Genomic DNA, 26,619 nt, shown 5'->3' with positions numbered 1-26,619 from the left:
AAATGGTACTACTTACATAACCTCTTGACTAGTGATGAGACACTTTCAGTAGTACCAGTCCCAAAAATGGACTCAAAATATGAATCCCTATTAAGTAGGTCAATAATAATAAACTTTTATAACCACAATTAACTGGTGGCATCATATTGACGCATAGGCTCGCCGCGAATTGGCGCACCATCTGCCACATAATAATCCGCTGTCGAACGTGGCAGTTTTTTACCGCGCATCTTATCGGCAATCTTTTCAGCAATCATAATCGTCGTTGCGTTCAAGTTACCGCTAATAATGTTCGGCATAATAGAGGCATCCACCACACGCAGTCCTTCCATACCATGCACCAGACCTTCGGCATCAACCACCGCTTGATTATGATACCCCATCGCACAGGTACATGATGGGTGATAAGCGGTTTCACCATGTTCACGCACAAACTCATCGAGCTGTTCTTCAGTGACAATGTCTTCAGTCGGCGAGATAGCCTTACCGCGATATGGATCCATGGCAGGCTGAGCGATAATTTCGCGAGTCACACGAATAGCTTCTCTAAACTCGCGCCAGTCTTGTTCAGTTGACATATAGTTGAATAAAATACTGGGATGCTCATTTGGGTCACGTGATTTTAGTTTCACGCGGCCACGGCTTGGTGAACGAAGCGACCCAACATGCGCTTGGAAACTATGCGCATCAACCGCACTGCGGCCATCATAACGAACTGCCAATGGCAAGAAGTGATACTGCACGTTTGGATGGGTAAACTCTTCGTGAGTACGAATAAACCCACCTGCCTCAAATTGATTTGAGGCACCCAGTCCTGTTCCCATAAATAACCACTCTGCTCCAATAGCTGGCTTGTTCCACCATTTATTGGCAGGGGCGATAGAAACTGGCTGCTTACACTCGTACTGCAGATAAAGCTCTAAGTGATCTTGTAGGTTATTACCGACACCAGGTAAATCTTTTACCACAGGAATGTTTAACTCATTGAGCCATTCAGCAGGACCAATACCAGAGCGCTGTAACAGCTGAGGTGAGCCAATTGCGCCTGATGACACAATGACCTCACGATTGGCATGGAAGGTCTTGGTTTGACCCTGATGCTCAACGTTGACACCGATGGCACGATTGCCGTTAAACAAAATAACGTCCGTCAGTGCACCGGTTAGAATAGTGATATTGCTACGTGGTTTGGCTTTATCTAAATAACCACGCGCTGTGGATGCACGGCGGCCGTTTGGTGTCACAAATCGATCCATCGGGCCAAAGCCTTCTTGCTGATATCCATTTAGGTCCTCAGTGCGTGGATAACCTGCCTGCACTCCCGCCTCAATCATGGCTTCATACAAAGGGTTTACACCCGGCTTAGATGTTGTCACTTCTACCGGACCGCCCACACCATGATAGTCATTCTCGCCCGCATCACGGTTTTCACATTTTCTAAAATACGGCAAGCAGTCAAGATATGACCACTCTTCTAGACCTTCAATCTTTGCCCAATCATCAAAATCAAGCGCATTACCACGGATATAGCACATACCGTTAATCAATGATGAGCCGCCCAAGCCTTTGCCACGGCCACAGTCCATCTCTCGATTATTCATATAAGGCTCTGGGTCTGTTTTATATCCCCAGTTATAAGTTGTACCTTGTAATGGCATGGCTAACGCCGCTGGCATTTGGGTACGAAAGTCTAAACGATGATCGGGGCGCCCTGCCTCAAGTAGCAGTACTGTGGTATCCGTATCTTCCGTTAAGCGCGTGGCCAAAACGTTACCTGCTGATCCTGCGCCAACAATAATATAATCAAATTCTGATTTTACTGATGTCATAATCCTGTCCTTTTAAGCGACCCTTTTAAACCAGCAGAGTCATTTTTAAAACATAAGTGATTCATTCACTGCAATCATCGTTTGAGCATCTAAACATTATTTTGAGCATCTAAACAAAGAAAGCAGTGGCATAAAAAAGACGCTAAGCACTGTTACCGGATACTCAATACAGTAGTAACACAGTGAGTATTAGCGCTTTATATTAAAGAACGTCTTAAAATACAGATTCAAAGCCGCCCAGTTCAATTTGAACCGATTTGGTCTGAGTGTAATGCTTTAAGGTTTGCACACCATTTTCACGGCCAACACCTGAATGCTTATAACCGCCCACTGGCATTGGCGCAGGTGACTCGCCCCACGTGTTAATCCAGCAAATGCCTGCCTCAATCTGTGCAATCACACGATGGGCTCTAGTCAAGTCTTTGGTGACAATACCAGCAGCCAATCCGTAATTGGTATCGTTGGCACGGCGAATAACTTCTTCTTCGGTGTCATAACCTAAAATTGACATCACTGGACCAAAGATTTCCTCGCGCACAATACGCATCTCATCTGTGCAATCTGTAAATACGGTAGGCGCAATATAAGCCCCTTTAGCAAACTCACCAGAGGTTAATCGCTCACCGCCACACAGCAGTTTGGCGTCACTGGTTTTACCATCCTCGATATAGCTTAAAACGTTGTCCATATGCTTGAAGCTGACCATTGGCCCCATGGTCACGCTTTCATCCATTGGGTCACCAATTTTGATGCGATTGACACGCTCAACAATGGCTTGTTCAAACTTCTCTTTGATAGAGTTTGGTATAAACACGCGCGTACCGTTGGTACATACCTGACCTGAGCTGTAGAAATTGGCCATCATCGCAATGTCTGCCGCCATATCGATATCAGCATCATCAAAGATAACCAATGGCGATTTACCACCCAGCTCCATGGTGACATCTTTAAGTGATGAGCCGGCTGCTGCTTCCATTACTTTCTTACCGGTGTCGACACCCCCAGTGAAAGACACTTTGGCAATGTCTGGATGATTGGTCAGCGCTGTACCCACTTCATAATTACCTTGTACTACACTAAATACACCGTCTGGCAAACCGGCTTCTGAATAAATTTCAGCTAGTTTTAATGCAGACAGTGGCGTCACCTCCGATGGCTTAAATACCATGGCGTTACCTGCCGCTAGAGCCGGGGCTGATTTCCACATTGCGATTTGAATCGGATAGTTCCAAGCACCAATGCCAGCAACCACACCCAACGGCTCTTCACGGGTATAAACAAAACTTGTCTCACGTAATGGAATTTGACGACCTTCTAATGCCGGCGCCAAACCTGCATAATATTCAATGACATCAGCACCAGTGACAATATCTACCGCTTTGGTTTCAGACAGACCTTTACCCGTCTCATAAGTCTCAAGCACTGCTAAGTCGTCATTACGCTCACGTAAAATATCCACCGCTTTTAGCAAAATACGACTGCGCTCAACCGGTGTCATACTTGCCCAAATCTTCTGACCCTCTTGCGCCGCTTTTACCGCCTCATCGACTTGCTCTTTGGTTGTTTGCTGAATCGTCGCCACAACCTCGCCTGTCGCAGGATTAACGGTATCAAATTTGGTTAGTGACTCATCAACAGGCAAATAAGCGCCATTGATATAGGCGGTTTGCACTGCGTCATATTTAACCTTACCTTCGCTAATATTAGAATGATATGTATTGGTCATAACGAACTCCTTAAATCAAAAGAAAACAACACCACATACTCAACATCACGAAGAGCAGGTTGCTTACACTAAATTCTTATTCGGTAATACGGATGCTGATTAAAATACGCTAGTAACGAGTCATTTATATTCACTCAATGGCTAAAATCGTTTAATCAGATACTAAAACTATTAAATTAGGACGATTGGTCTAAAACCCAAACATTCGTACAAAACGTAACGTCTAATCGGCTATATAAACAGTAATAAATAAACACCAAGTGTCGTATAAACGCCTTAATTCAAGGCTTAATGGCTGATTAACATTGCCAATAGGCTAGCCATGATAGTCATGAGTTAATCAAAAATCTACACAATAGCTATCTGCAATTGGCTTTTTTGGGAATAAAAAAAGAGCTCAACCGCAAAGCAAACTCAATTTTACTTATCAGGTAGCTCTTCACTCAATAATTCTTTATTTTTCAATATAGTAGAATATAGTAGGCAGTCATGGAGCAAACTATTGTTCACTTATTATAACAAATTCATCAAAAAACGGTAGCCCGAATTCATCCTATTCAGTTTACGATACCTACTCCACAGCCAGATAAATCTCAATATTTAGTATATTATCCAATATATTTTACGCTTTTTTTAATTAACTATAACTTCATAAAATATATCTCATCTTATTTATTATTATTCTTATTGCTCACTATAAATAACTGTCATATATTAATTAGACCAATCAAGAATTCACGATTAATTTAATTTTAAAATGATAGTAAATAGGGTTAAATGAATATTGAAAAAAGACCGGTTAGCAATAAATTTAAGAGTTTGCTAAGGCTTGAGAGAGTCACTGTATTTAAGATGTGGTATCTAATGACGCTTTATTACCACTGAATTGATAACCTATATTAAGAATATAGCTTTATACCGTGATTGTTAGGTATGAGTTAACAATGTTTAGCTCGTGAGCAGCAACAGCACTTGGCTTAACCGTTGAAGATTCTAAAGCCGTTCGTGAGACAGACCCAGCTCGTCATTTGTCCAGTTTCCTTTAAAATTAAAACTGATACTTTTTGAAAGTATTCTATTGAATAGACTGTTAAGAAGGCTTCTCAAATGATGGCTTAACTTAAAATTATCATCAATAGATAAACAGCTGACGAATAACGCCGACTGCTCTATAATAATAACCCCTTAAAAACCTTATGATAATCTCTGCTATATAATGCGGGCCAACACACTATTTTGCCACTCCTATTGTAAAGGCTATTGGATGAGACCACCCCAACCACTAGAGCTCTACTTCGACCCTATCCTAACGTCAAGACAACGTCTACTGTGCCGCCTGTTTTGGACAAAAACCAAGATTGCGTCTTATAATGATATCGAAAGGCAAATAGAGAGGTTTCGCCAATTATTTAGGTTACCGAGCTCGACTGAAGTCTTTGCCATATTAGAATTTTGTCACGTCTATGATACGCGTTACCATTGCCAAGTATGCCAACGCCTACGCCGTATCCACTACCCTACTGAGTTAATACACTTGCCTGATGAACCTTGGCGCTGTGAAGATTGCCTAACCCTTATTGATTAATTACTGTGCCTATTGACTCGGTTATCCTTATCTCTCGTCAATCCAATCTCTACTGCCTGTGATAAAGGCCAAACAGGTTGTCACTGTTCATTAATAGACTTTTATTCACTGCTAAGGCAGTATGGTTCATATACTAATTACAGCGCTTTATCCGTTGAATAAAACTCATCCATTAATAAATAGAGAAAAATATGGCAGATAAGATAATTGACCTAGGTTCGGGATTTTGGAACATACGTGGCTCATTCAAACTGGGCGGATTTATAGATATCGGTACTCAGTGTTCATTAGTACAACTAGAATCCGGTAAATTTATCTTTTTGGACAGCTACACCCTAACCGGCGAAGTACGCGACAACGTAATGCAATTAACTGATAATGGTGAGAAAGTAGAAGCTATTTTAAACCTGCATCCTTTTCACACCGTACATTGTAAACAGATGGCCAAAGATTTTCCAAATGCTATTAACTACGGCAGTAGCCGTCATAAGACAAAGATACCTGAAGTAAACTGGGCTGATGACTTGGTAGAGAGTGATGCTGTTGCTGCCCGCTACCCTGAACTTGAGTTCTCATTACCAGAGGGTATTGACTATATCTCTGAAAACGAGATGATTCATGCCAGCTCACTGCTTGCTCACCATCCTGCTAGCAAAAGCTTGCACGTTGATGACACCTTTGTCACTCCGCCAGCAAAAATCCTACAAGCCGTTATGCCTGAGCTGTCACTGCACCCAACCACCAAAAAGGCGTTGAAAGACGAGCCTAATGCCGGACAAAAATACTGTGATTGGGCAGAAGAGTTAGCAGATAAATGGCAGGAGACACAAAACTTTTGCGCTGCTCACTCAGATTTAGTGAAGTTTGGACCAGGCGAATTTAAGGCCGCCCTATTAAAAGCAGTTAAAAAAGCACGTCCTAAATTACAAAAGTAATCACGCTATTTAAATACGCTTGTAGAACCCAGTATTTAAGCTAGTTTAATACTGCGCCTGATGATGATATAACCTAAGACTGTTAAGCGGTCTTAGGTTAATTTTTTGAATACTCCCCTTTATCCTGCCAACATGTATGCTCTTACAACTAACTTAAGCTTCTAGTTTAATCGGGACAACAACCGTACCTGTGGTGGGGTTACCTTGGCTGTCGGTAAAGGGGACAAGCTCACCGGTCTTTGCGATACGCTCCATTTCCTTATCAATTGAGGTATTACCAGAAGAATCTAAGGTTCTAGCGTTGGTCACATTCCCCTGCTTATCAACGGTTAGCTTAAGCCTGAGCACATAAACAACAATTGGCCCGCTGTTACGTCTAAATCTATTCGGTAGCTTAAATTTAGGTTCAGTAATCCATTTTGCATCACCTAATGCAAATTCTTTAGGCGGTTGATTGGTACGCTCTCCTCCTTTTTGACCGTTCTCGTTATGGACTTGTCCTTTGATAACATTGCCATCTTGATCATTACTGGCACTGTTGCTTTGTGAGGAGGCATCTTTAGTGGCAGTATCACTACCCGTATTACCTGCCTGCCCACCTGTATCTGGTTCGTTATCAACATCTAAATTGTCAATTAAATCGTCATTTAATATCTGATTATTGGACTTATCGAGAGGGTTGTTGGACTGATCCGTAGTCTGCGTAGCATCATTATCTACCGACTTTTTAGGAATCAAATTATTAGATGGCACCTCTTGTTGTTGCGCTTTGGGCTTAACGACATCTACACTCCTATCACTGTCATCAATATCAGCCTCTCCACTTTCACCAGTATTACTAGACAATTTATTGTTTGCATCAATAGCAGCCTTTGCAGATGCTATATCTGAACCAGCACTTGAAGCAGATGAATCAGAGCTGTTAGAACGACTAGCGGAGACATCAATAAATTGCACCTGCATTGGCCGTACTTTCTCAACCGTATCATTTTCTATCGTTAACACAGCAGGCTTAGGCGGCTGAGGCACTTTTGAATTAACAAACACCCATGCAAAAAACGCATGCAGCATAATAACGATGAATGTAGTGATGATATGAACTTTACCAAATTTGGATTTGGTCTTAGCGATTTCATCCATAGGCTTTTATAACTCATTGATTTGTTTATTGGTTAGGCTGTGTTAACGCGACAGGTCTAACTATAGCGTTTTGTTGGACTCAGGTTCTCGTATTAACAACGAGTGATACTTGTATAGAGAGCTATAAGGCGATTTAAATTTTTATTATTATTAATCATCATTGAATTAATATACACTATATAATTAGCATCACAACCTAGCAAACCTATGGGTTGATGACCAAACTTATCGCTTATTGACACGCACTCAGCACCCTATTCCATGAGTAAGTTATACAAATGGTCAAAAAAACTCAGCAGTAAGATAAGATTTCTCGAAAAATAGTATAAAATGATATGCCATTAAATTATCACTCATAAGGCAATATCTCTTATCTAAGTATTAAAGCATCTAAGCCGGCGTGATAATACGTTATTATGGAGTTCACTCCCATTCGTACCTTTCTTCTACTAGTCAGTCGCCATTATGTCATTATTTAAGTCAAAATCCGTTACCGCTGCTGATAAAAGCACTACCTCTATAGTAACAGGCTTAGCCTCTTACTGTGGCCAACCTCTTGTGCGCTCAAAAAACACGTCTTTAAGTCGTGCCATTAGCATTGCTTTAAAACTACCTACTGCACTAGGCATCTCCCTAGTACTCAATACGCTCAGTGCGCATGCCGAGAGTTTGGATGGCTATATCACGCCTTCTAATCAAGCCCATCAAATCAGCACCACCACACCAAGTATTACTGAAATCGCTGAAGGCCTAGAGGCCGGTAGTTATCAAACCTTTCCACTACAAAATATTATCGATCCGACGACTGGTATTGCGATCAACGATACTTATTCCATTGATGTCCCTGAAAAGCTAAGTCTAGGCCAAGCACAGCATGTGTTGTTACAAGTCTCACCGAAACTGGCAGGGAATAATGCGGGTATCGCAGCCAATCAGCTGCTGTCTGAGGCCACAGAAGACTTAAACAAGCCGATAGTTTTTTTGCGGGCTGGAGCAACGCGTTTTAGAGTAGATACAGATGTTGATTTAACCAGTATCAAAACAGATATTAATCGAGAGCTTGATAGAAATCTCTCCTCACTACCTACTATTGGCTCAGGTATCATATCGGAGCTACCTGCTATTGCTGATAGAAGCATCCCTGATGAGTATGAAATAAGGCGTGAGTCAAGTAATGTTAGTGCTGGAGTCGCCGTGTTATGGCCAATTTATACTGCGGGGCGTACTAAAGCCATTACTAGCCTTGCTGATGCACGTACCGAAGAGAGTCAAGCCGATGCGTTAATGGATAACGATACGTTGCAGACGACGCTGATTAATCGCTACTTTACCGCACAGCTTGCAATAATTGCGGCCTACTTACGTGAAGATGCGCTCAATACCATTAAAGAGACAGACTATACCGCAGAACGCTTATTGCAAGAAGGCTTTATCTCACGTGTTGAACGGTTAGAGGCAAAGAGCGCCTTAGCAGAAGCTGAGAGTGAGTCAATTAAAGCCAATCATGATGCACAGCTCGCGATGACTGCTCTACAGCGCTTACTACGTACACCTAATCCTGTTAAACCGGTTACGCCCCTATTTGTGTCATCAAAACCTTTACCCCCTTTAAAGCATTTTCAGGATATAGCTCTACAAAATCACCCAGGGCTAAAAAAAGTCGATGCCAAATACGCACAAGCCGAATCGTTAAGTCAATTCTCTAACACTGGATATAAACCAACCGTATCTTTATTTGGCTATCATGAGATTGATGATGACCCCAGTTGGATTGCTGGTATCTCAGCCAGTTGGAAACTATGGGGTGGACTCAATAAAAACGCGCAACACGCCTCAAGTAAAGCAAGAATGCGTCAAGCTCTATTAGCCAAAGTCGATGCCAGTGATAATATTATGTTATTGGTTGAGAAAAACTGGCAGTCGGTCGAGAACGCACGTATTCGCTATCACTCGTTAAACAGCAATATATTATTAGCCAAAGAGTTACTGCGCCTAAAACGCCTTGGCTTAGAAGAAGGGGTTAATACCGCACTTGATGTGACCACCGCACAGACCCGTTATTTGCAAGCGCAAACCGAGCAAACCTCAGCAGCTAACGATTATGTACAAGCACTGGCAGCATTGATGGAAAGTATCGGCACGCCGCAGGCCTTTAATGACTATATGGCAGCGGCAGATATTAAACTGCCAACTGTCTATTAATATTGAATATTAGCGAGCCTCCATTTCTAGGGCTCTTTATTTAATACGGCAATCAATGCCCATTTGCTCTTAGACTTACTATTAATTTTATTTTTATCGTCAGGATAAATGCATGAACGCTTCAAAAAAACCCAGCCCTATAATGCTTAGAAATATTATTATCACCCTAGTCGTTCTTATCGTTATAGGGCTTATCGTCTATGGTTTGAACAAAAGTGTTCAGAGTACTGAGCAGACAATTACTCTGCAAGGTGAGATGGAGATGCAGTCGACAGCGATTGCAGCCAAAGTACCGGGGCGTATTGCTAAAATCTTGGTAACGGAAGGCGATGCGGTAGAAGCGGGCCAGCAATTAATCGAGATGGACTCACCTGAGATTAGTGCTAAGATGAATCAGGCGCAAGCAGCACGTGATATGGCGCAAAGCCAGTTAGATAAAGCCGAAAATGGCGCACGTCCGCAAGAGATTGGACAAGCTAAAGCAGCATGGCAGGCCAACCAAGCCGCTGCCGATCTAGCAAAAAGCACGTACGAGCGCGTCAACCGCTTGTATCAAGAAGGCCTAATGGCACGTCAAAAGCGTGATGAAGCCTATACCCAATATGTGGCCAACCAAGACAAAGCCGATGCCGCTCGCCTGCAATATGAATTGGCACTAGAAGGCGCGCGCGAAGAGGACAAACAAGCGGCACAAGCGCAAGTAGCACAAGTTGATGCTAAGATTGAAGAGGCGCAAGTAGCGCAAGATGAGGCCAATCTAAAAAGCCCAATCTCAGGTATCGTTGATGATGTGATTATTAATCCAGGTGAAGTTATTGGTGAAGGTGTGCCTATCATGACCTTGGTTGATCCGAACCAGCAATGGGTGGTGCTCAATGTCACAGAAAATAATTTAAATCACTTTAGTATCGGCAAAGAGTTTGTCGGGACCTTACCTGCCTTATCGACAGCAGGCAGTCCATATAAGATGACGTTTAAGGTGTTTAATACCGCCTCAATGTCTGATTTTGCCACTTGGCGTGCCACCAATAGTGAAGACAATTATGATGTGCGCACGTTTGAAGTCAAAGCGCGCCCCACTACCCCAGATGCTAAGATACGTTCAGGTATGAGCGTGGTAGTCGAGCTTACCGCCGCCAGTGAAAATCCTAATAATGCCAATTAATATTGCGAGTATAGGCTAGATTATGTCCGAGTCTAAAAGCGATAAACCTGACATTGTCTTTGATAATACAAGCAATAGACGCTCATCCTTGCTGTCTGTATTTTTGCGCAGTGCGCGTTATGAAGGCAGATTCCTGCTGCATAACTCATGGGATTATGTGATGCTGCTATGGCTACCGCTGCTGACTATTTTGGGCGTATGGTGGATATTCTCAAAACCCTATATTGTCGATTTACCTATTGGTGTGATAGATAATAGTAAAAGCAACTACTCGAGACTGCTAACCCGTTATTTGGATGCCAGTCCTGATCTCAAAGTTACTGGTAATTATCAAAACCTTAAGCAGGCCAATGAAGACATCCTAAGTCAAAACATATATGCGGTCGTGGTCATTCCCAATGATTTTGCTGACCAAATAAACCAAGGAGCACCCTCTCCGGTCATCTTAAAGGTTAATGCGCAATACGGGACACACTCTGGTATCGTGCAACGCGGGGTGCAGACGGTAGTCGGAACTGTATCGGCAGGCGTGGAAATCAAGCGTACCGTCAAGCAAGGTAGCTATAGCGAGCAAGCCCGTATCTCCTACTCGCCTATCGGGGTTGAGCGCATTAACCTATTCAATATTGGTGCAAACTATCAACAGTTTCTGGCCTCAACCGTCATCCCTGCGCTGTTACATATTCTAGCGATGATTATTGGTGCCACGACCATTGGCCGAGAGGTTCGTGATAAGACCTTCTCTTTGTGGTATCACACCATGATTTATAAGGATATGCCTTATCCTGACTTCAAACGCCTCAAGCACGTACCTCCGAAGAAGAAACTGGCTTTTTTGCATGCCAAATTAGACAAGAGTTGGCAGCTGCCGGTTGATTTTAGCAAGTTACCTGAACTGAGCTATAGGTATCGGCAGCAGGTCGACCGTGTGCCTAATGAATTTAAATATCCATACCAGATAGATTTTAATAAAAACGTCAAACCCCGCATGCCAAAGAAGGTCTCTATTTTAGCTTTAGTGGTCGGACTTAATGGTAAACTGATTTGGGCACTGCTGTTCTTTATGTTATGGGGTGGCCTAGCCGTTACCCTAGCAGTGATTTCGCATTCTGCCAGTTTATTATCTGTGTTTATCGTCTTTATTGCGTTTATAGCGCTGACCATGATTTCACTTTGGCTGGGTGCAATTTTTAGCTTAACCAGTTATTCGCTGCGTATGGGGTTGTCGAGCACTGCTTTTGTGTCTGCACCCTCGTTTGCCTTTGCCGGTGTCACCTTTCCTCTACTGGCAATGAGTGATGGCGCTCAGCGCTGGGCGAATGCCCTGCCACTCACCCATTATCTAAAAATACATATCGGTCAGCTGCAAATGCTCGCACCTGCTAGCATCGCCTTGCCGACGTTAATGGGGCTCATTATTGCGGTCGCAGTTACCTTAGTGCTCACCGCCCTACTGAGTCTTCGTGCCTTTAAAAATCCAGATCGCTGGGGAGCACGTTAATGCCAAAATTCACCAAACCGTCTCCGCAGCAAATCACCCACCGCACCTTTCTGCAAGGCTTCTTAGGCACGCTTGCCTCTATTTTTAAAGACAAGGGCGTGTTATTAATGCTGATTATCGCGCCCATTATTTATGGCTTCTTCTACCCGTGGCCGTATCGCAGTGAAGTGGTCAAAGAGATTCCAGTTGGTATCGTCGATAAAGACCACAGTACCTTATCCAAAACCATCGCCCGATACAGTGACGCCAGTCCAAATCTTAGCGTGCGTGCTTATCCGACGCAGCAAGATGCGGTAGAAGCCATGTACCGTGATGAAATAGCCGGTTATCTGATTATTCCCAACAATCTAGAGAAGGATGTGTATGCCAGCAAACCGGCACATGTTTCTATCTTGGGTAATAACGGCTATTTTCTATTGAACAAGCAGGTACAAGTAGGCTTTACTCAAGCTATCGGAACCGTGTCGGCAGGCGTGGAGATAAAACGCAATGTGGCACAAGGCGCATACATAGAAACTGCCAAAACTAGCACTCAGGCGGTACCACTACGTATCGACCCTATGTTTAACCGCAGTGAAGGCTATGGCGCCTATGTCGTGCCTGCCGTGGCCCTATTGATTTTGCAGCAGACACTAATGATGGGAACTGCGCTGCTTATCGGTACATGGCATGAAAACAGACGTCAAAATGCCAGTATGTCTGGCTGGATTGGCCGCATATTGGCTTTATCTTTTATCACCTTTTGGGTGGCCTGCTTCTATTATGGTTGGGTATTTACCTTCCAAGATTACCCCCGTGGACATAATATATTAGGCACCTTAGTATTTATGGCGATATATGCACCCGTTGTCGCTACCATGGGCTGCTTGCTTGGCATGTGGTTTAAAGAGCGCGAGCGCAGCATGCAGATTCTTATTTTCAGCTCCCTGCCCATATTCTTTTTAAGTGGGTATCCATGGCCAGTTAGCCAATTACCCGTACCCTTGCAATATATACGTTGGATGTTTCCTTCGACCTCGGGTATGAATGCATCGGTTCAGCTAAACCAAATTGGCGCTTCCCTGTCGCATGTCAGTGGTTATTTATACCATTTAGTCGCTCTTGGTTTGATTACCTTTTTGCTACTACTCTGGGCTCAGCAGCGTCAGCTCAAACGAGCACCCAGACGCTAGGCTTAGCCTCTAGAAGCGTATAGCAAACCATACTCTACCGCATTAAAATAAAGCCGATTTTGACAATTTTATTATCAAAACCGGCTTTTTTATGTCTGCATTTATGCGCTATTTCCTAAACCAACACCGTATCGTTAAAGCGCCCAAAACGATTCTAACAGCATAACCGTTTAGTAGTCTGCTGACTATATTTTGTATACACAGTAACTTAAAGATAGTTTATTGCAGCATAGATACTGCCTATAATCGGTTTATGATTATATTTTTATATTTATCTTTATCGAAAGCTTAATACTTAATATTCAACACTTAGCCTAGAACTTAACCTATTTATCAAGGTCAATCGATACGATGGAAACCCTAAATATCATATACTTGGTAAGCGCATTGCTTATATTCTCAAGCATTATGGCCAGTACCTTATCGGCCCGCTTGGGTATTCCGTTGTTACTGCTATTTTTAGCCGTGGGAATGCTTGCCGGCGAGCAAGGTATTTTAGGGATTGAGTTTTCACAATATGGCTTAGCTAACTTTGTCGGACAAGCAGCCCTCGCCTGTATTTTGCTTGATGGCGGATTACGCACCTCATTTCAATCATTCAGGGTCGGTCTAAAACCAGCACTTACCCTTGCCACTTGGGGGGTGTTTGCTACTGTCTTAATATTGGGCTTATTCGTTACGTGGCTATTAGATGTCGACTGGCGTATTGGTCTTCTGATGGCAGCTATCGTGGGTTCAACCGATGCCGCTGCTGTATTCTCCTTGCTGCGTAATGGCGGTGTAAAACTCAACGACCGCGTCCAAGCCACTCTAGAGTTAGAGTCTGGTGCCAACGACCCCGCTGCCATCTTGTTGGTAACTGGTTTAATCGCCCTAAATGTTGATCCTGAAGGTCAAACGGCTATGGGCTTTATTGGATTATTGGTTGAGCAACTCGGCTTTGGCTTGATTATGGGTCTACTTGCCGGCTATCTGCTATCTAAGTTATTACCAAAAATCCATTTGGCCGAAGGTATGTACGCCATTCTGATTCTATCAGCAGGTTTAAGCGTATTCTCGGCAACCAACCTGATTGGAGGTAGTGGATTTTTGGCCATATATTTGGCAGGGATACTCATCGGGAACCATAAGGTACGTGCAACCGAACACGTTCTGCGGGTTATGGACAGCTTTGCTTGGCTATCACAAGCCATTTTATTCGTTGTACTGGGCCTGCTTGTCACACCCTCTAACGTGCTCAACGTCTGGCACTATTCTGTGGCTATCACCGCCTTTATGGTATTTATCGCACGCCCTATTGCGGTTTATGCCGGTATCAAACCTTTTGGGTTTAAAGACCGTGAAATTGGTTTTATTTCATGGGTAGGTTTGCGCGGTGCAGTACCCATTACGCTGGCTATATTGCCAATTATTGCTGGTGTCGAAGATGCATTTTTACTGTTCGATATCGCATTTGGCGTGGTAATTTTATCTCTGGTGGTACAAGGCAGCAGCATTCCATTTATGGCCAATGTATTCAAAGTACGCATTCCCAAAATTGCCGAGCCTGAAGAGGAAATGGAGATTTGGGTATCCAACCAAGCCCGCATTACCCTCTATGAATTCGAGGTCAAGGCAGGTTCCTTTGCGATGGGACGCCATCCCAAAGCCATCTCTACCACTATAGATACCGAAGAGATTGCGGTATTTGCACTAGTCAGAGCCGAAAAGATTGTCATCGTTGATAGAGACACCCGATTAAAATTTGGTGATCGGGTCTGGTACGGTCTTCGCGGTGATCATGCCGGCAAAATCGCGCGCATATTTAACAACATCAAACTCGATAGAAGATCTGTAGAAGACTTCTACGGCGACTGGATGATATCGCCGAACGTAAAACTCGGCGATTTACCCTTCTTTAATGAACAAATCGCCGCCACCCCGCCTAACACCAAAATGACTTATCATAAAGATGGCTCACTTATTAATATGTGGGAACAGACCGTCGCAGAATTTATTGAAGCCAATTTGGACACTGCTCCCGTTGCTGGCGATACGGTCAGAGTCAACGAAGAATGGTCATTAATTATCAAAGATATCGACAAGCAAGGTATATTGAGAACCGTCGGCCTTAAGCACTATTAAACCATCGTAATAAATTGTTCATAAATAATTGATATAATTAGCAATAACTTAATAACAGACAAGGGTATCCCCTACCTAAATCCGTTAAATAGAGAATGTTTTCTGCAATTAGCAAGGTAAATGCATACCTTATATTATGATTAACCATACCAGCTCAAAGCTGAATTTCTTGCGTAAGCTCTGACTTATTTTATATTTATTTATACTTAATTAAGAACAATACTTTGCACATAGGTTATTGATTTTATACTAAATTCCTGCAAGTCTAACACCCTAACCAATTCATTTTTAACTGTGATTGCTTATCAATATTTCCGCTTTTAACTATGCTATTTAAGGATGACCGATGAAATCTATGAAATTATCAGCCACAGGTCGTATCACCGCATTTATCGCCATCGCATCACTGTCAGGTACAGCGATGGCTGATATCCGCGCACTGGGCAATGTCAATGTGCAGAAACAGGCTAACGGCGTAGAAGTGGTGGACATCAACGCACCAAATGCACAAGGGTTATCGCATAACCAATATAATCAATTTAACGTTTCTAGATCTGGTGCCGTTCTTAATAATGCCACTCAAAGCGGACAATCTGTTTTAGCGGGCAACTTAGGTGCCAATGCTAATTTAAAAAATCAAGCTGCTACGGTCATTTTAAATGAAGTGGTTAGCCGTAAGCCCTCTTTGCTACTGGGTAAACAAGAAGTCTTTGGGATGGCGGCGGACTATGTACTCGCCAACCCCAACGGCATCAGCTGTGAAGGCTGTGGGTTTATCAACGCTCCAAGAGTGAGCCTAGCGGTCGCTAAGCCTGAAATTACCGATGGCAAACTCACAGGCTATAACACCAAAAACGATCGCGGACTACGCATTTACGGTGGTGTTCAGTTTGACGATACCAAAGTGGTGGATTTAATCGCCCCGCTAATCTATGCCGATACGGATATTAAAAATGCAGACAACGTCAATGTCGTGATGGGACGCAACAAAGTCGGTATTAATCCAGACGGTAGCTTAAGCGCAACTTCTATCGCTGCAAAAAGCGACCGTGTACTAGACGGTAATCTTTTAGGTAGTATGCAAGCTGGGCGTATCACGCTGCATAGTACCGACGATCGTGCCACTATGGATGTGAAAGGTGTCGAGTTTAATACTAAAGATTTCAATGCCCGTGCCGGTAATCTTAATATGCACGGTAACATTAAGAACTTCGAACAACAATACAGTCAAAAAGACTCTCCGCTGATTACCTCGACCACGTTGCAAATCGGTCAACACTATTTACCAACACGCATTAATGCCGACAATGTAGATATTCAAACCACAAAAAATTTATCGCTCAACGGTACCCAAATAGTCGCTAATAAAGTCAATCTTCAAGGCGATAATATCGGTCTAAACGGTGAGAAAACAATTAATACTATCTATCGCTCTACCAATACTCAAAAAGGTGGACTTAAAGAAGAGACCCTGTTTCATACCGATAAAGTAACCGCACTATATGGTTCTAGTATTCGAAGTAATAATATCAATATAGACGCTAAAACCGGCAGTATCTCCGGCAATTCCTCACAAATTGTTGCCCCTGTGGTACGTCTAAACGCAGGCAATGGCATTGCGTTAAGCGGTGGTAATGCCAATGAGTTTCACGATATTACCTTTGAAAATAGACTAGGTACTATTGCATTAAAACGCGTTGTTGATTCTGAATCAGCGAGTAGAGATTACTATATTCCAACCGCCATTTTGGCGAACAAAGCGGCGATGACCAGCGGCGGTGATCAAGAATACGCAGGGGCGCAAATTGTCGCAAAAGATATGGAATTTAAAACGCCAGGCACCGTATCTTTTAGTGCCGAAACCAGCAAGGCCACCCATAATATCGATCATAAAGTAACTTATTGGGGCGGATTATTTGGCTCACAAACCGACAATAATGACACCACTATCATTACTCAAAACGGTGCCGATGTGCAAGCCAGCAACTTGTTATACATTGATGCAGGCGAAGGGCTAAACCTGACGGGCAGCCGCGTATTGGCCGTTAAAAACGCCTACCTAAACTCTCCGCACGGTGATTTTAATATCAAAGGCGCAACCGAAACCACCACAAATGTAGACCTGCATCGTACCGGTACTATTTTTGATATTCCTATCGATGTCCTTACTACGACCACAACTGATCAGACAAATCATGAATCGGTCTTAGAATCCTATACCAATTTAGCCTTAGTCACTGACCAAAACATCAATATTGTCGGTAGCCAAGTGAAAGCAGCAGGACTACTTGATTTAGAAGCCGGTAAAGAGCTTAATATTGTGGGTGTTAAGGATGTTCATGATGTGACTACTGTTCATGACACCCTAGGTATCGTAGCGGATATAACCACAAAGCCTTCGCTCTATGCTGCTGATGCAAAAGTGGCTGATACTAATCTGACTGAAGCAAAAGCTTCTGAACCTACTTCAAAATCAGCTCAGGTAGCACAGCCTATAACTACTGCATTATATGCAGCTCAACCTGATGCAGGCACATTAAATGAAGTTACCCCTACTGAATCTACCCTTGAAGAAGATGCCTCCATACCAGAAGAAACTAATGTAATTGCCTTAGATGATGCGTCAGTTGATTGGCGTTTTGGATTGGGTATTACCCATGATGTCGATACTGACAATACCCAAACCGTATCAGGCTCTCTTGTTTCTGGCGGAACAACCAACCTTAAAGGGGGTGATGTTAATATTGCTGGTAGTCAAGTAACTTCTGAAAATGATCTTAATATCAGCGGTAATAATGTCACTACCTCTGCTCAAGATGACAGCCATACGGTTGCTAGTGACTATACCGATGTATTTTTAGGTCTTAAAGGCAGCGTTGATACGTCTGGTGTGACCGTTGGATTAGGACTAGATGTTAATAATCAGAAGAAATCTGATCAAACAACTACCCCATTGGCGAGTCAATTAAGCGGCCAAAACGTTACTATCAAAGCAGACAGTGACATTCATCATTCAGGCACAAATATTACTGCCCAAGATACCGTCAATGAGCAGGCGACCAATATTACCCATGACCAAGCCCATGCGACTCAGACCAAATCTGATACTAATGTCGATATTAATATTGGCCTTTCAGCTTCTGCAGATTATAAAGGAGGCCTAAGTGCTGGCCTTAATATTGGTGCAAGTGGTTCTGGTAACAATAATGTACAAACTCAAGGTTCAGGCACAACGATCACCGCAGGCACTATCAACGAACAAGCTACAAATGCCCTTAACGATGAAGGCACCCATTACAAGGCAACAGGTGATGTGAACCTGTCTGGTAAAGATGTAACCCTTGCTTCAGGCTATGACAGCACAAAAGACACCAGTAACACTGGTGGAGCTAGCATTAATCTCGGACTTGGCGGTCTTGAAGGCGCTAGCCCTACAGGTTCAGTTGGCGTATCAGCCAATTTCCAGCATGAGCAAACCGGTACCACCACTGCCAAACCTGCCACAATTGAAGGCGCAAACGTTAATATTCATGGCGATGATACGGTGGTTTCTCAAAGCGATATCACCACGCCAGGTAGCTTAAATGTTGATGCCGGTAAAGAAGTTAGCCTTGTCCAATCTGAAAATACCAGCAATGCAACTGGCGGTGGCTTCGATGTTAGCGTCAATGTTGGTGGTCTTGCACTAAATAAACCGACCCCTAAACCTTCGGTTGGCGTATCTGTTGGGGCAAACGGGCATAACGGTTCATCAGTTGAGGGCGTCAATAATACCGTTACCGCAGGTAATGTTAACCTGTCAACAAGCGGTACTAACGGTACAGTCAACGTACAAGGCACCAACCTCACTACTGACAAACTAAATATTGATACCAACACTGCTAATATCGCAGGCACAACAAATAACGCACATAGTAGTTCAGGTGCAGTTGATGCCAGCGTTAAAGTTGGTTCAGGAGGTAGCAGTTTAGATATTGGCGGCAATATCAAAGCAGGCACTAGTAATAGCCAAAGTACTGGCACCAGCGATGTCAACGCAGGCGAGATAAATATCAATGCCGATAAAGGCGTCAATGTGAGTCATGCCAACGTTACAGCGGACAATGCTACTATTAATACTGATGGCGACTTTAATGTTTCAGCGGGTTCAAACCATGGTCAGCACACATCTGTCGATCTTGGTGGCAAGATTGAAACCAAAAAAGAAAATGACGCTCTTGTTCCAAAAGCTGGTAATATCCATGTTGGCGTTGACACTGGAGACAGTCAGTCTTACACCCCTGCCAGCGTGAACGTCAGTCACAATGCAAATGTTAACGTTGGTGGTAATGTCAACGTATCAGGCAGCAGTGTCAATGCAGGCAACCTGCAAGGCAATGTTGGCGGCAATGTTAATAATGAGGTATTACAAAGCCATAGTAATGAAACTAAGGTCGATATCGCATTAGGAACAGAAGGCTCTCCGGTTAAATATACGCCTGAAAATGCAGCGTCTCAGCTTGCCTCAGATATTAAAAATGGCACGATTGCTGGAGTGAAGCCTATTGCCAATATTGACATCGATCATAGCGATGCCACGACTACCGACACGACACCTGTCGGCATTAAAGCAGGCGTTAAAGCAGATTATGATCAACTCACCATCGGTGGTAGCAGCACAAGCGGAGCGTTTGCGCCTAATAGTCAACACTCTGGGAGCTTTCACTTTAACCCAGACTTTAATTCAAACCCAATGGACTATTTGAAAGGTTATATTGGCCGTAATTAATCCCTTTAGACAGTAACCATAAGGGTGGCGTTTACAGTAAGAGAAAACTGCCCTTTTATTCAAACTAAAACGCGATAAGTCACCTTATCGCGTTTTTTATTTTCATTATCTTTCCACCTTTGTTGCATAACCCTTCCTTATGACATCTCTAAGATAACCTTAACTTGTTTTTACGCCTCACCTAAACAAACAATATAAAGGTCGTCTTATGCAAAAAACCCTCATTATCAAATTATCCATCATCGCAGGACTGTGCATGATATTTGGGATTGGTCTTAATATGATCAGCGCTTTAATCTCTGAACGGCAACACTATTCAGAAGCCGTTATCAAAGAAATCGCTGAACAGCACGTCAATCCACAACAAGTCATCACCCCGTTTATCACGGTCCCAGCGCTCATCACACCAAGCTGTTCAGCCCAACCTACGGATCTCAACGTCAAATGTGCCAAACCCTATACCGTGATAGACACTTTTTTCGCGTCACAAACCACGGCTACCCAAGATCTTGATGTCAGCACCGATACCTACCAGCGCGGCATCTATCATGCTACCAGTTACAATGGAGACTTATTATTTGACCAAACATTTAAAATCAAACCCTCAACTGACTCTCAGCAGGCCGAACTGACAGTCGCTACATCTAATGTCAACGCTACTAATGCCAGCGCTTCTAGTACTAATGCTTCCAATGCCAATGCTTCAACGGCTGATCAAACCTATCGTAAAACGATTCAGTGGGACAAAGCCCGCATCATTATACCGGTATCAGACCTACGTGGTGTCAATACACTTCCCACCATTACTATCAATAAACAGCACATTAAAGCCACTTACCCTGAGTCAAACACTCTCGGCAACTCATCGCAACTGAGCTATGTAGAAGCGCCCCTTCCCAGCTTTATAGCAAATCAATTAGCATCAGCTTCAAACCAGTCAACAAAACAGGCTTCTCAATCAAACACAGCTGACTTAGATAACTCCAAAGCCAACTCTACTGTCTCTTTTAACGCCTTAGTCACTCTGCCCTTATCTGGTATCAGCACCTTAAACACCGTACCAACGGGACAAAACTTCGAGCTTGCCATGACCAGCAACTGGCATGCGCCCAATTTTATTGGCAAAGCACTCCCCAATGCCAAAACATTTTCCAAACAAGGCTTTGAGGCAAACTGGCAAAACCAATACCTAACCATTGCAAATAACCAGTATCTGAACAACTGTCTCAGCCAATCAAACAGCTCTTGTGCATTCAATGACACGACGTCTTTAAGCACCGACGCCTCACAATACAATGATTATTATGATGACAGGTCGGCTATAGAAGTGGGTGAAGATAAGGGCTTAGGTTTCAATAGCTCTGGTTTAAGCAGCTTTGGCGTCAGTTTTGCCGAACCGAACGATGTTTACCTACAAACAGAACGCACCATGAAGTATGCGCTATTATTGATACTGGTATCTTTCGGAACCTTCTTCTTATTTGAAATCATCAAAGCAAGTCGCATCCATCCCATCCAATACTTGCTCGTAGGCAGCGCCTTATTGGTCTTCTACGTATTATTATTACCACTTGCCGAACAAATCACATTTTGGTTAGCATATGCCATTGCCGCCTGTGCCTGCGTCGGTTTAATCGGCTGGTATTCATACTATTTGCTAGGTAGTGCCAAACGCGCCGTACTGTTTACCGCTATATTGGGCGGACTCTACGCCTCATTTTACGGCATATTGACCATGGAAGATTTAAACCTGTTACTCGGCGCCGTCTTCTGCTTTGCCCTACTCGCCAGTGTCATGATAATGACTCGAAAAATCGACTGGTACAAAGTCGCATAACGCACATTATCACAACTCTAAAAGTAGCCGTATTTAAAGTTCTGATATTTAAGGTAGCGATATTAAAAGTAGCGATAAGCAGCCATTCTCGCTTTTCACACTTCGCTATCATTCCCAGTTGTGTCAATTATTCAATCTTTAGAAAGGTTAGCTCCCTTCCTTTTCCAAAGGAAGGGTTGGGGATGGATTTTCTAACTCAAATAAAAACAATGGCTTACAAAAGTTCTTATCCCGAATTTAAGTTTCTATAGACTCATAGACCTAGGAAGCGCTTCGATGGAATAGCTTAGGCAATAACTAGGAAATTAGCGTACTTTTTTAAAAACCAATATTTGATTGTTCGCAGGCATCTGATACTGCGAATGTAAGGTTAACTGATGGGTTGATGCTAGGCTAATAACATCCTCTTTATTACGAATTCCACTTTTTGAATCGCGCTGACGCAAATGTCTATCAAACTGTCGGTTACTGTCACTCGTAAAATGTCCATTTTCATTAAATGGCCCATAAATAATTAGCTTACCGTTTGCTGGTAGCGCATCCCCCACCAACTCAAACAGCCTCTCAACCAATTCCCAAGCAATGATATGTAATGTATTGGCGGTAAACACAGCATCATACCGTTTACCAGACAGTGCTAGTGGTATTGAGTCTGTGGTTAAATCAAACGCTAAAGGCGCATGCAAGTTCGGTGCAGGATGACGATCGTGCCAGCCTTTAATCACAGAATGGTTCTGACGGACATCGCTGGTCTGCCAGTCCAGATATGGCAGTCTTGGCGCGAAGTAGACACTATGTTGACCAGTACCTGACCCAACCTCCAACACATGATAATAGTCTTGCAGCTCGTTTTGCAGCACCTTTAAAATGGGGTCTTTATTATTCTCACACGCCTGAGAACAAGGCAGTCTAGACATATGCAAATTATTGACATCTGTGTTTCCTAAACTCGCTTGACTCATTACACCACTTCTCCGACCAATTATAATTTTGAATTAATAGATACCTGCTTCCAATCCAGCAGCCAGCGTCATTGCAAGCTCTGATACTTGATCCGTAAATGCTTCCTGCCAATCGCCTTTTAATATTAGCGCATCTTGCACCCACTCCCAACGAAGACCTGTGGTTATCGTCTTTAAAGCTCGTTTTGTGCCCGTACCATCTTGTCCTGCACGGATATACACCGCCAATGGTAGCCCTTGCTTTTTATCTAATACAGCATAATAACAACGATCAAAGAAGTCTTTGGTAAGTCCTGCCATATAGGCTAAGTTTTCAGTCGTGCCTATCAAAATGGCATCAGCAGCCAGCACATCTTCAGGTTGCGTGTCTTGAGGAGATTTAAGAATGACATTGATATCTATGTCAGGATGATTAGCACCCTCAAAAGCGACTTGTGCCAACTTTTGGGTATTTGGTGACGGTGCGTGGGCTATGATGAGTAGGATTTTTTTGGGCATTTTTGTTGTCGATTCGGTGAGAGAGCGGGATTTTATTAAAGGGGTTTAATGTCTTTCGTTTTAACTTATGTTCTTATAAACTTTGAAGGATCAATTGCGCTAAATAAACTTCTAAGCTAAAAGAAGACTGCGAAAGCGATCAACTATGACCCTTATGCAAATAAGATCATTAGGAACGTGATGTTTTAAGTATTCTAGTTTGAGCATTGAGATGACTAAAGTGTTGAAAAATGAATCTAATAATAATCTCTAGTTGTTTCCTTTATTATTGTATATTCCATAATGAATACATTCTATTATTAACTGGTTTTTGTAAGTATGGTGTTTTTAAGCCTAAACAAGCAGAAATAAGCTTAGCATTAAAAGCAGAAAATTCGAGGTTATAATTTTCTTCTGGATAACTGAAACCTATTGGTTGACCGGCATATATAGCTTCATGAGCTAAATCATTGCGCAGGGTACTAAGTTTACTTTTTCCTTTAGAGTCTAATTCAGCCCATATAGGTAAATCTATACCATATTTATCGGCTAAATACTTAGGTCTTTGAGCATGCGAAGGGTTTTTATTCGTATTCTTTGATTTTGCTAAGTGATATATACCGTCTAAGACTTTATATTGTGCATCAAACTTATCCCAAGCATACTCGTAGCTTTGTCCTAATAAAAACCAATGTATACAAGCAAACATGTTTTTTCTTTCATTTACACTTGAGTCAATATAAAACCTATTTACTTGCTCCATTCCTTTAATATAATCATTATTAGTCAAATATAATCCATTTAACAAGCCTGGTTCATATGCGGTTCGACTTAAATGACTCCAACCTTTTGGTACTAGATATAAACCTTGTAAGAACCCATAACCTAAAATTAGAAATCTAATATGTTCTTCTGTACATTTAGTTGATGAAGTTATTATATGCGTAGGACTCATTTCGAAGAATGAGGAATAAATAACGGGAGCGTTTGATCCAAAAAACTTTTTTTCTTTTGAAGATTTTGGTAAAGATGTTTTTGGACCATAAAACCACCCTTTACTAACTTCTGCATGATTATAGAAATTTTGCAAAATAGAGGGAAAGTCGTTTTTAGGAGCTATTTCAAATTCATCAAATTTAAAACTTTTATCATCTATTAAGAATCCAAATTCCATACTTGCTACTCAATAATTTAAATATATTCTGACCATAATAGAAAAAATACTTTATTTATAAAATTAAAAGTTTGGTTAACTCTTTTATTCTATTCTTGTATCTTACACATAAACCTACTCTTAATTTATGTGATAAATATAATTAATCCTAACACATGGGGTTTAATGAAGTGATAGCACGAATAATGTAGCCCTATAACCTCAAAGATTACTCTTAAAACCTTAACTAGGATAAATCATGAATAAAAAAATAGATACGCAGCACTTTTTATCGACCCATCAACTACCAGATAGTTATGAAGCTATAGCACAACAATGGTTCGAACCCTTATGTGAACGAATATTACAGCATCAACGTAATTCATCTAAACCATTTATCATTGGCATTACAGGGTGCCAAGGTTCTGGTAAAACGACCTTAAGCAGCTTTATCGACACCTATTTAACATCAGTACAGGGTAAGACCGTCGTCTCGCTATCGATAGATGACTTCTATCTAGACCAGACAGCTAGATTGGCTTTGGCGAACACGATACATCCCTTATTGAAGACGCGTGGTGTCCCCGGAACCCATGATATTGAGTTGGCCCTCAAAACCATTCGTCAATTACAAAATGGAACTCCCACACGGTTACCCCGCTTTGACAAAACGACCGATAACCCCTACCCTATAGATCAATGGCAAACCATTGATTATTCACCTGACTTTATTATTTTAGAGGGCTGGTGTGTTGGATTGAAGCCTCAGCTAGAGGCAGCATTACAGCACCCTATCAATGCCTTAGAAAGATCGCATGACCCACAAGCTATTTGGCGTTCATTTGTCAATACAAGGCTTGCCGGTGAGTACCAAACTCTATTTGATACGATTGACTATAGCGTATTGCTAAAAGCACCGTCGTTCGATTGCGTGTTTAATTGGCGCTTGGAGCAAGAGCAGAAGTTAGCAAAAGCAGCGGCGGCTTCACATAACGACAAGCTTCAACACGCCATTATGACCGAGAGTCAGATAGCGACCTTTATACAGCATTATCAAAGACTGACAGAGCACGCTTTAGAAACCCTTCCTAATGTAACCGACACGGTATTTTTTCTCGATGAAACACGAACCATTGCTTATCAAAAAGTGGCCAAATAACCTAAGATTGATTAAAAAATATGACTAAATCACTGATTTTCACTGACATGGACGCCACACTGCTTGATCATCATACCTATTCTTTTGCAGCGGCTAAACCCACTCTTAATAAACTAAAATCGAAAGACATTCCTGTCATACCAACCACCAGTAAAACCTATGCTGAGATGCAACCCCTTCGTGAGCAAATTGGTCTTGATGGTCCTTTTATTATTGAAAATGGTGCTGCTGTATTTATACCCCCTAGCTTTTTAAAGCATAAGCCCATCGACACGGTTGAAATAAATGGCTATTGGTGCAAAACCTTTAGTGCTAAAAAAGACCACTGGATTGACCTACTCGCACAAATAGGCGATGACTATGCGGGACAATACCAACAGTTTTCCAAAATGAGTGTCTCAGACATCCAAGATTGCACAGGGCTAGATGAGCAATCTGCCTCATTGGCTGCTAGACGTCAGTTTGGTGAGCCTGTTTTATGGTTAGGGAGCGAGGACGATAAAGCGAGGTTTATTGAGTCCTTAAAAGAAAAAGGCACAACTCCCTTAGAGGGTGGCCGCTTTATCCATGTGTCAGGCAACTGCGATAAGGGACAAGCGCTACAGTGGCTTGCCAATGAATATCAGAATCAATATAAAACCGAAGTAAAAACGATCGCCCTTGGGGATGGTAAAAATGATATTGCGATGCTAGAGGCCGCTGATGTGTCAGTAAGAATTTTATCGCCCGCTAATCCACCTTCAGCCGTGCAAAATGAAGCGGTCTATACCAGTACGCTTATGGGCCCTGAGGGCTGGAGCGAGATGCTGACTAAACTATTAGAACTCTAAATACTACCGTACCCTACTGACTTTAACGTTAACCGCTTTAACGTTAACCGCTTT

The 26,619-nt window shown here is 42.5% G+C and carries 16 protein-coding genes; 10 read left to right on the top strand and 6 right to left on the bottom strand.

The features are described from left to right. Positions 1-128: 128 nt before the first annotated feature. Positions 129-1,829 (bottom strand): choline dehydrogenase, encoded by a 1,701-nt coding sequence (gene betA / locus AC2SLO_RS04930; RefSeq protein WP_486542767.1) that lies wholly within the window; start codon positions 1,827-1,829, stop codon positions 129-131. A gap of 214 nt (positions 1,830-2,043) precedes the next feature. After that, positions 2,044-3,555 carry a betaine-aldehyde dehydrogenase gene (gene betB, locus AC2SLO_RS04925; RefSeq protein WP_486542769.1) on the bottom strand — a complete coding sequence of 504 codons (1,512 nt, stop codon included), beginning with the start codon at positions 3,553-3,555 and terminating at the stop codon, positions 2,044-2,046. 1,776 nt (positions 3,556-5,331) lie between these two features. Between betB and AC2SLO_RS04920 the strand changes: the two genes are divergently transcribed. Further along, on the top strand, positions 5,332-6,075 hold the full coding sequence (locus AC2SLO_RS04920) for a hypothetical protein (protein WP_486542773.1): 744 nt from the start codon (positions 5,332-5,334) through the stop codon (positions 6,073-6,075). Between the two features lie 153 nt (positions 6,076-6,228). On the opposite strand, the gene AC2SLO_RS04915 is transcribed toward AC2SLO_RS04920, so the two are convergent. Next, positions 6,229-7,215 (bottom strand): TonB family protein, encoded by a 987-nt coding sequence (locus AC2SLO_RS04915; RefSeq protein ID WP_486542775.1) that lies wholly within the window; start codon positions 7,213-7,215, stop codon positions 6,229-6,231. Positions 7,216-7,680: 465 nt separating this feature from the next. On the opposite strand from AC2SLO_RS04915, the gene AC2SLO_RS04910 reads away from it, so the two are divergent. From AC2SLO_RS04910 to creD, 7 genes are all read left to right on the top strand, one after another. Next, the gene (locus AC2SLO_RS04910; protein ID WP_486542777.1) at positions 7,681-9,417 is read left to right on the top strand and encodes a TolC family protein; all 1,737 of its coding nucleotides are present in this window, start codon (positions 7,681-7,683) and stop codon (positions 9,415-9,417) included. Positions 9,418-9,529: 112 nt separating this feature from the next. Continuing rightward, a complete protein-coding gene (locus tag AC2SLO_RS04905) occupies positions 9,530-10,582 on the top strand; it encodes an HlyD family secretion protein (protein WP_486542779.1) in 1,053 nt (350 codons plus the stop codon). Positions 10,583-10,604: 22 nt separating this feature from the next. Beyond that, positions 10,605-12,083 carry an ABC transporter permease gene (locus AC2SLO_RS04900; protein WP_486542781.1) on the top strand — a complete coding sequence of 493 codons (1,479 nt, stop codon included), beginning with the start codon at positions 10,605-10,607 and terminating at the stop codon, positions 12,081-12,083. After that, positions 12,083-13,255, top strand: coding sequence for an ABC transporter permease (locus tag AC2SLO_RS04895; protein ID WP_486542783.1), 1,173 nt, complete (start codon positions 12,083-12,085; stop codon positions 13,253-13,255). Before AC2SLO_RS04900 ends, AC2SLO_RS04895 begins: the two co-directional genes overlap by 1 nt. 351 nt (positions 13,256-13,606) lie before the next feature. Beyond that, entirely contained in the window at positions 13,607-15,379 is a 1,773-nt protein-coding gene (locus tag AC2SLO_RS04890; protein ID WP_486542785.1) for a potassium/proton antiporter, read from the top strand. A 346-nt stretch (positions 15,380-15,725) separates the two neighbouring features. Next, positions 15,726-20,147: a two-partner secretion domain-containing protein gene (locus AC2SLO_RS04885; protein ID WP_486542787.1), complete on the top strand. Its 4,422-nt coding sequence runs from the start codon at positions 15,726-15,728 to the stop codon at positions 20,145-20,147. Positions 20,148-20,355: 208 nt separating this feature from the next. Then, positions 20,356-21,984 (top strand): cell envelope integrity protein CreD, encoded by a 1,629-nt coding sequence (creD, locus tag AC2SLO_RS04880; protein ID WP_486542789.1) that lies wholly within the window; start codon positions 20,356-20,358, stop codon positions 21,982-21,984. A 305-nt stretch (positions 21,985-22,289) separates the two neighbouring features. Here creD and AC2SLO_RS04875 read toward each other — a convergent pair whose 3' ends face one another. The 3 genes from AC2SLO_RS04875 to AC2SLO_RS04865 form a co-directional block, all read right to left on the bottom strand. Next, positions 22,290-22,946 carry a DUF938 domain-containing protein gene (locus AC2SLO_RS04875; RefSeq protein WP_486542791.1) on the bottom strand — a complete coding sequence of 219 codons (657 nt, stop codon included), beginning with the start codon at positions 22,944-22,946 and terminating at the stop codon, positions 22,290-22,292. 33 nt (positions 22,947-22,979) lie between these two features. Beyond that, on the bottom strand, positions 22,980-23,444 hold the full coding sequence (locus AC2SLO_RS04870) for a flavodoxin family protein (protein ID WP_486542793.1): 465 nt from the start codon (positions 23,442-23,444) through the stop codon (positions 22,980-22,982). Between the two features lie 265 nt (positions 23,445-23,709). Then, the gene (locus AC2SLO_RS04865; RefSeq protein WP_486542795.1) at positions 23,710-24,597 is read right to left on the bottom strand and encodes a hypothetical protein; all 888 of its coding nucleotides are present in this window, start codon (positions 24,595-24,597) and stop codon (positions 23,710-23,712) included. Between the two features lie 238 nt (positions 24,598-24,835). On the opposite strand from AC2SLO_RS04865, the gene AC2SLO_RS04860 reads away from it, so the two are divergent. Further along, positions 24,836-25,735: a hypothetical protein gene (locus AC2SLO_RS04860; protein WP_486542797.1), complete on the top strand. Its 900-nt coding sequence runs from the start codon at positions 24,836-24,838 to the stop codon at positions 25,733-25,735. A gap of 20 nt (positions 25,736-25,755) precedes the next feature. Next, the gene (locus AC2SLO_RS04855; RefSeq protein ID WP_486542799.1) at positions 25,756-26,565 is read left to right on the top strand and encodes an HAD-IIB family hydrolase; all 810 of its coding nucleotides are present in this window, start codon (positions 25,756-25,758) and stop codon (positions 26,563-26,565) included. Positions 26,566-26,619: the final 54 nt, after the last annotated feature.

The organism is Psychrobacter sp. CX14 (assembly GCF_057396205.2).
The sequence above is the reverse complement of the archived record's forward strand: the minus strand, read 5'-3'. Positions and strand labels throughout refer to the sequence as shown.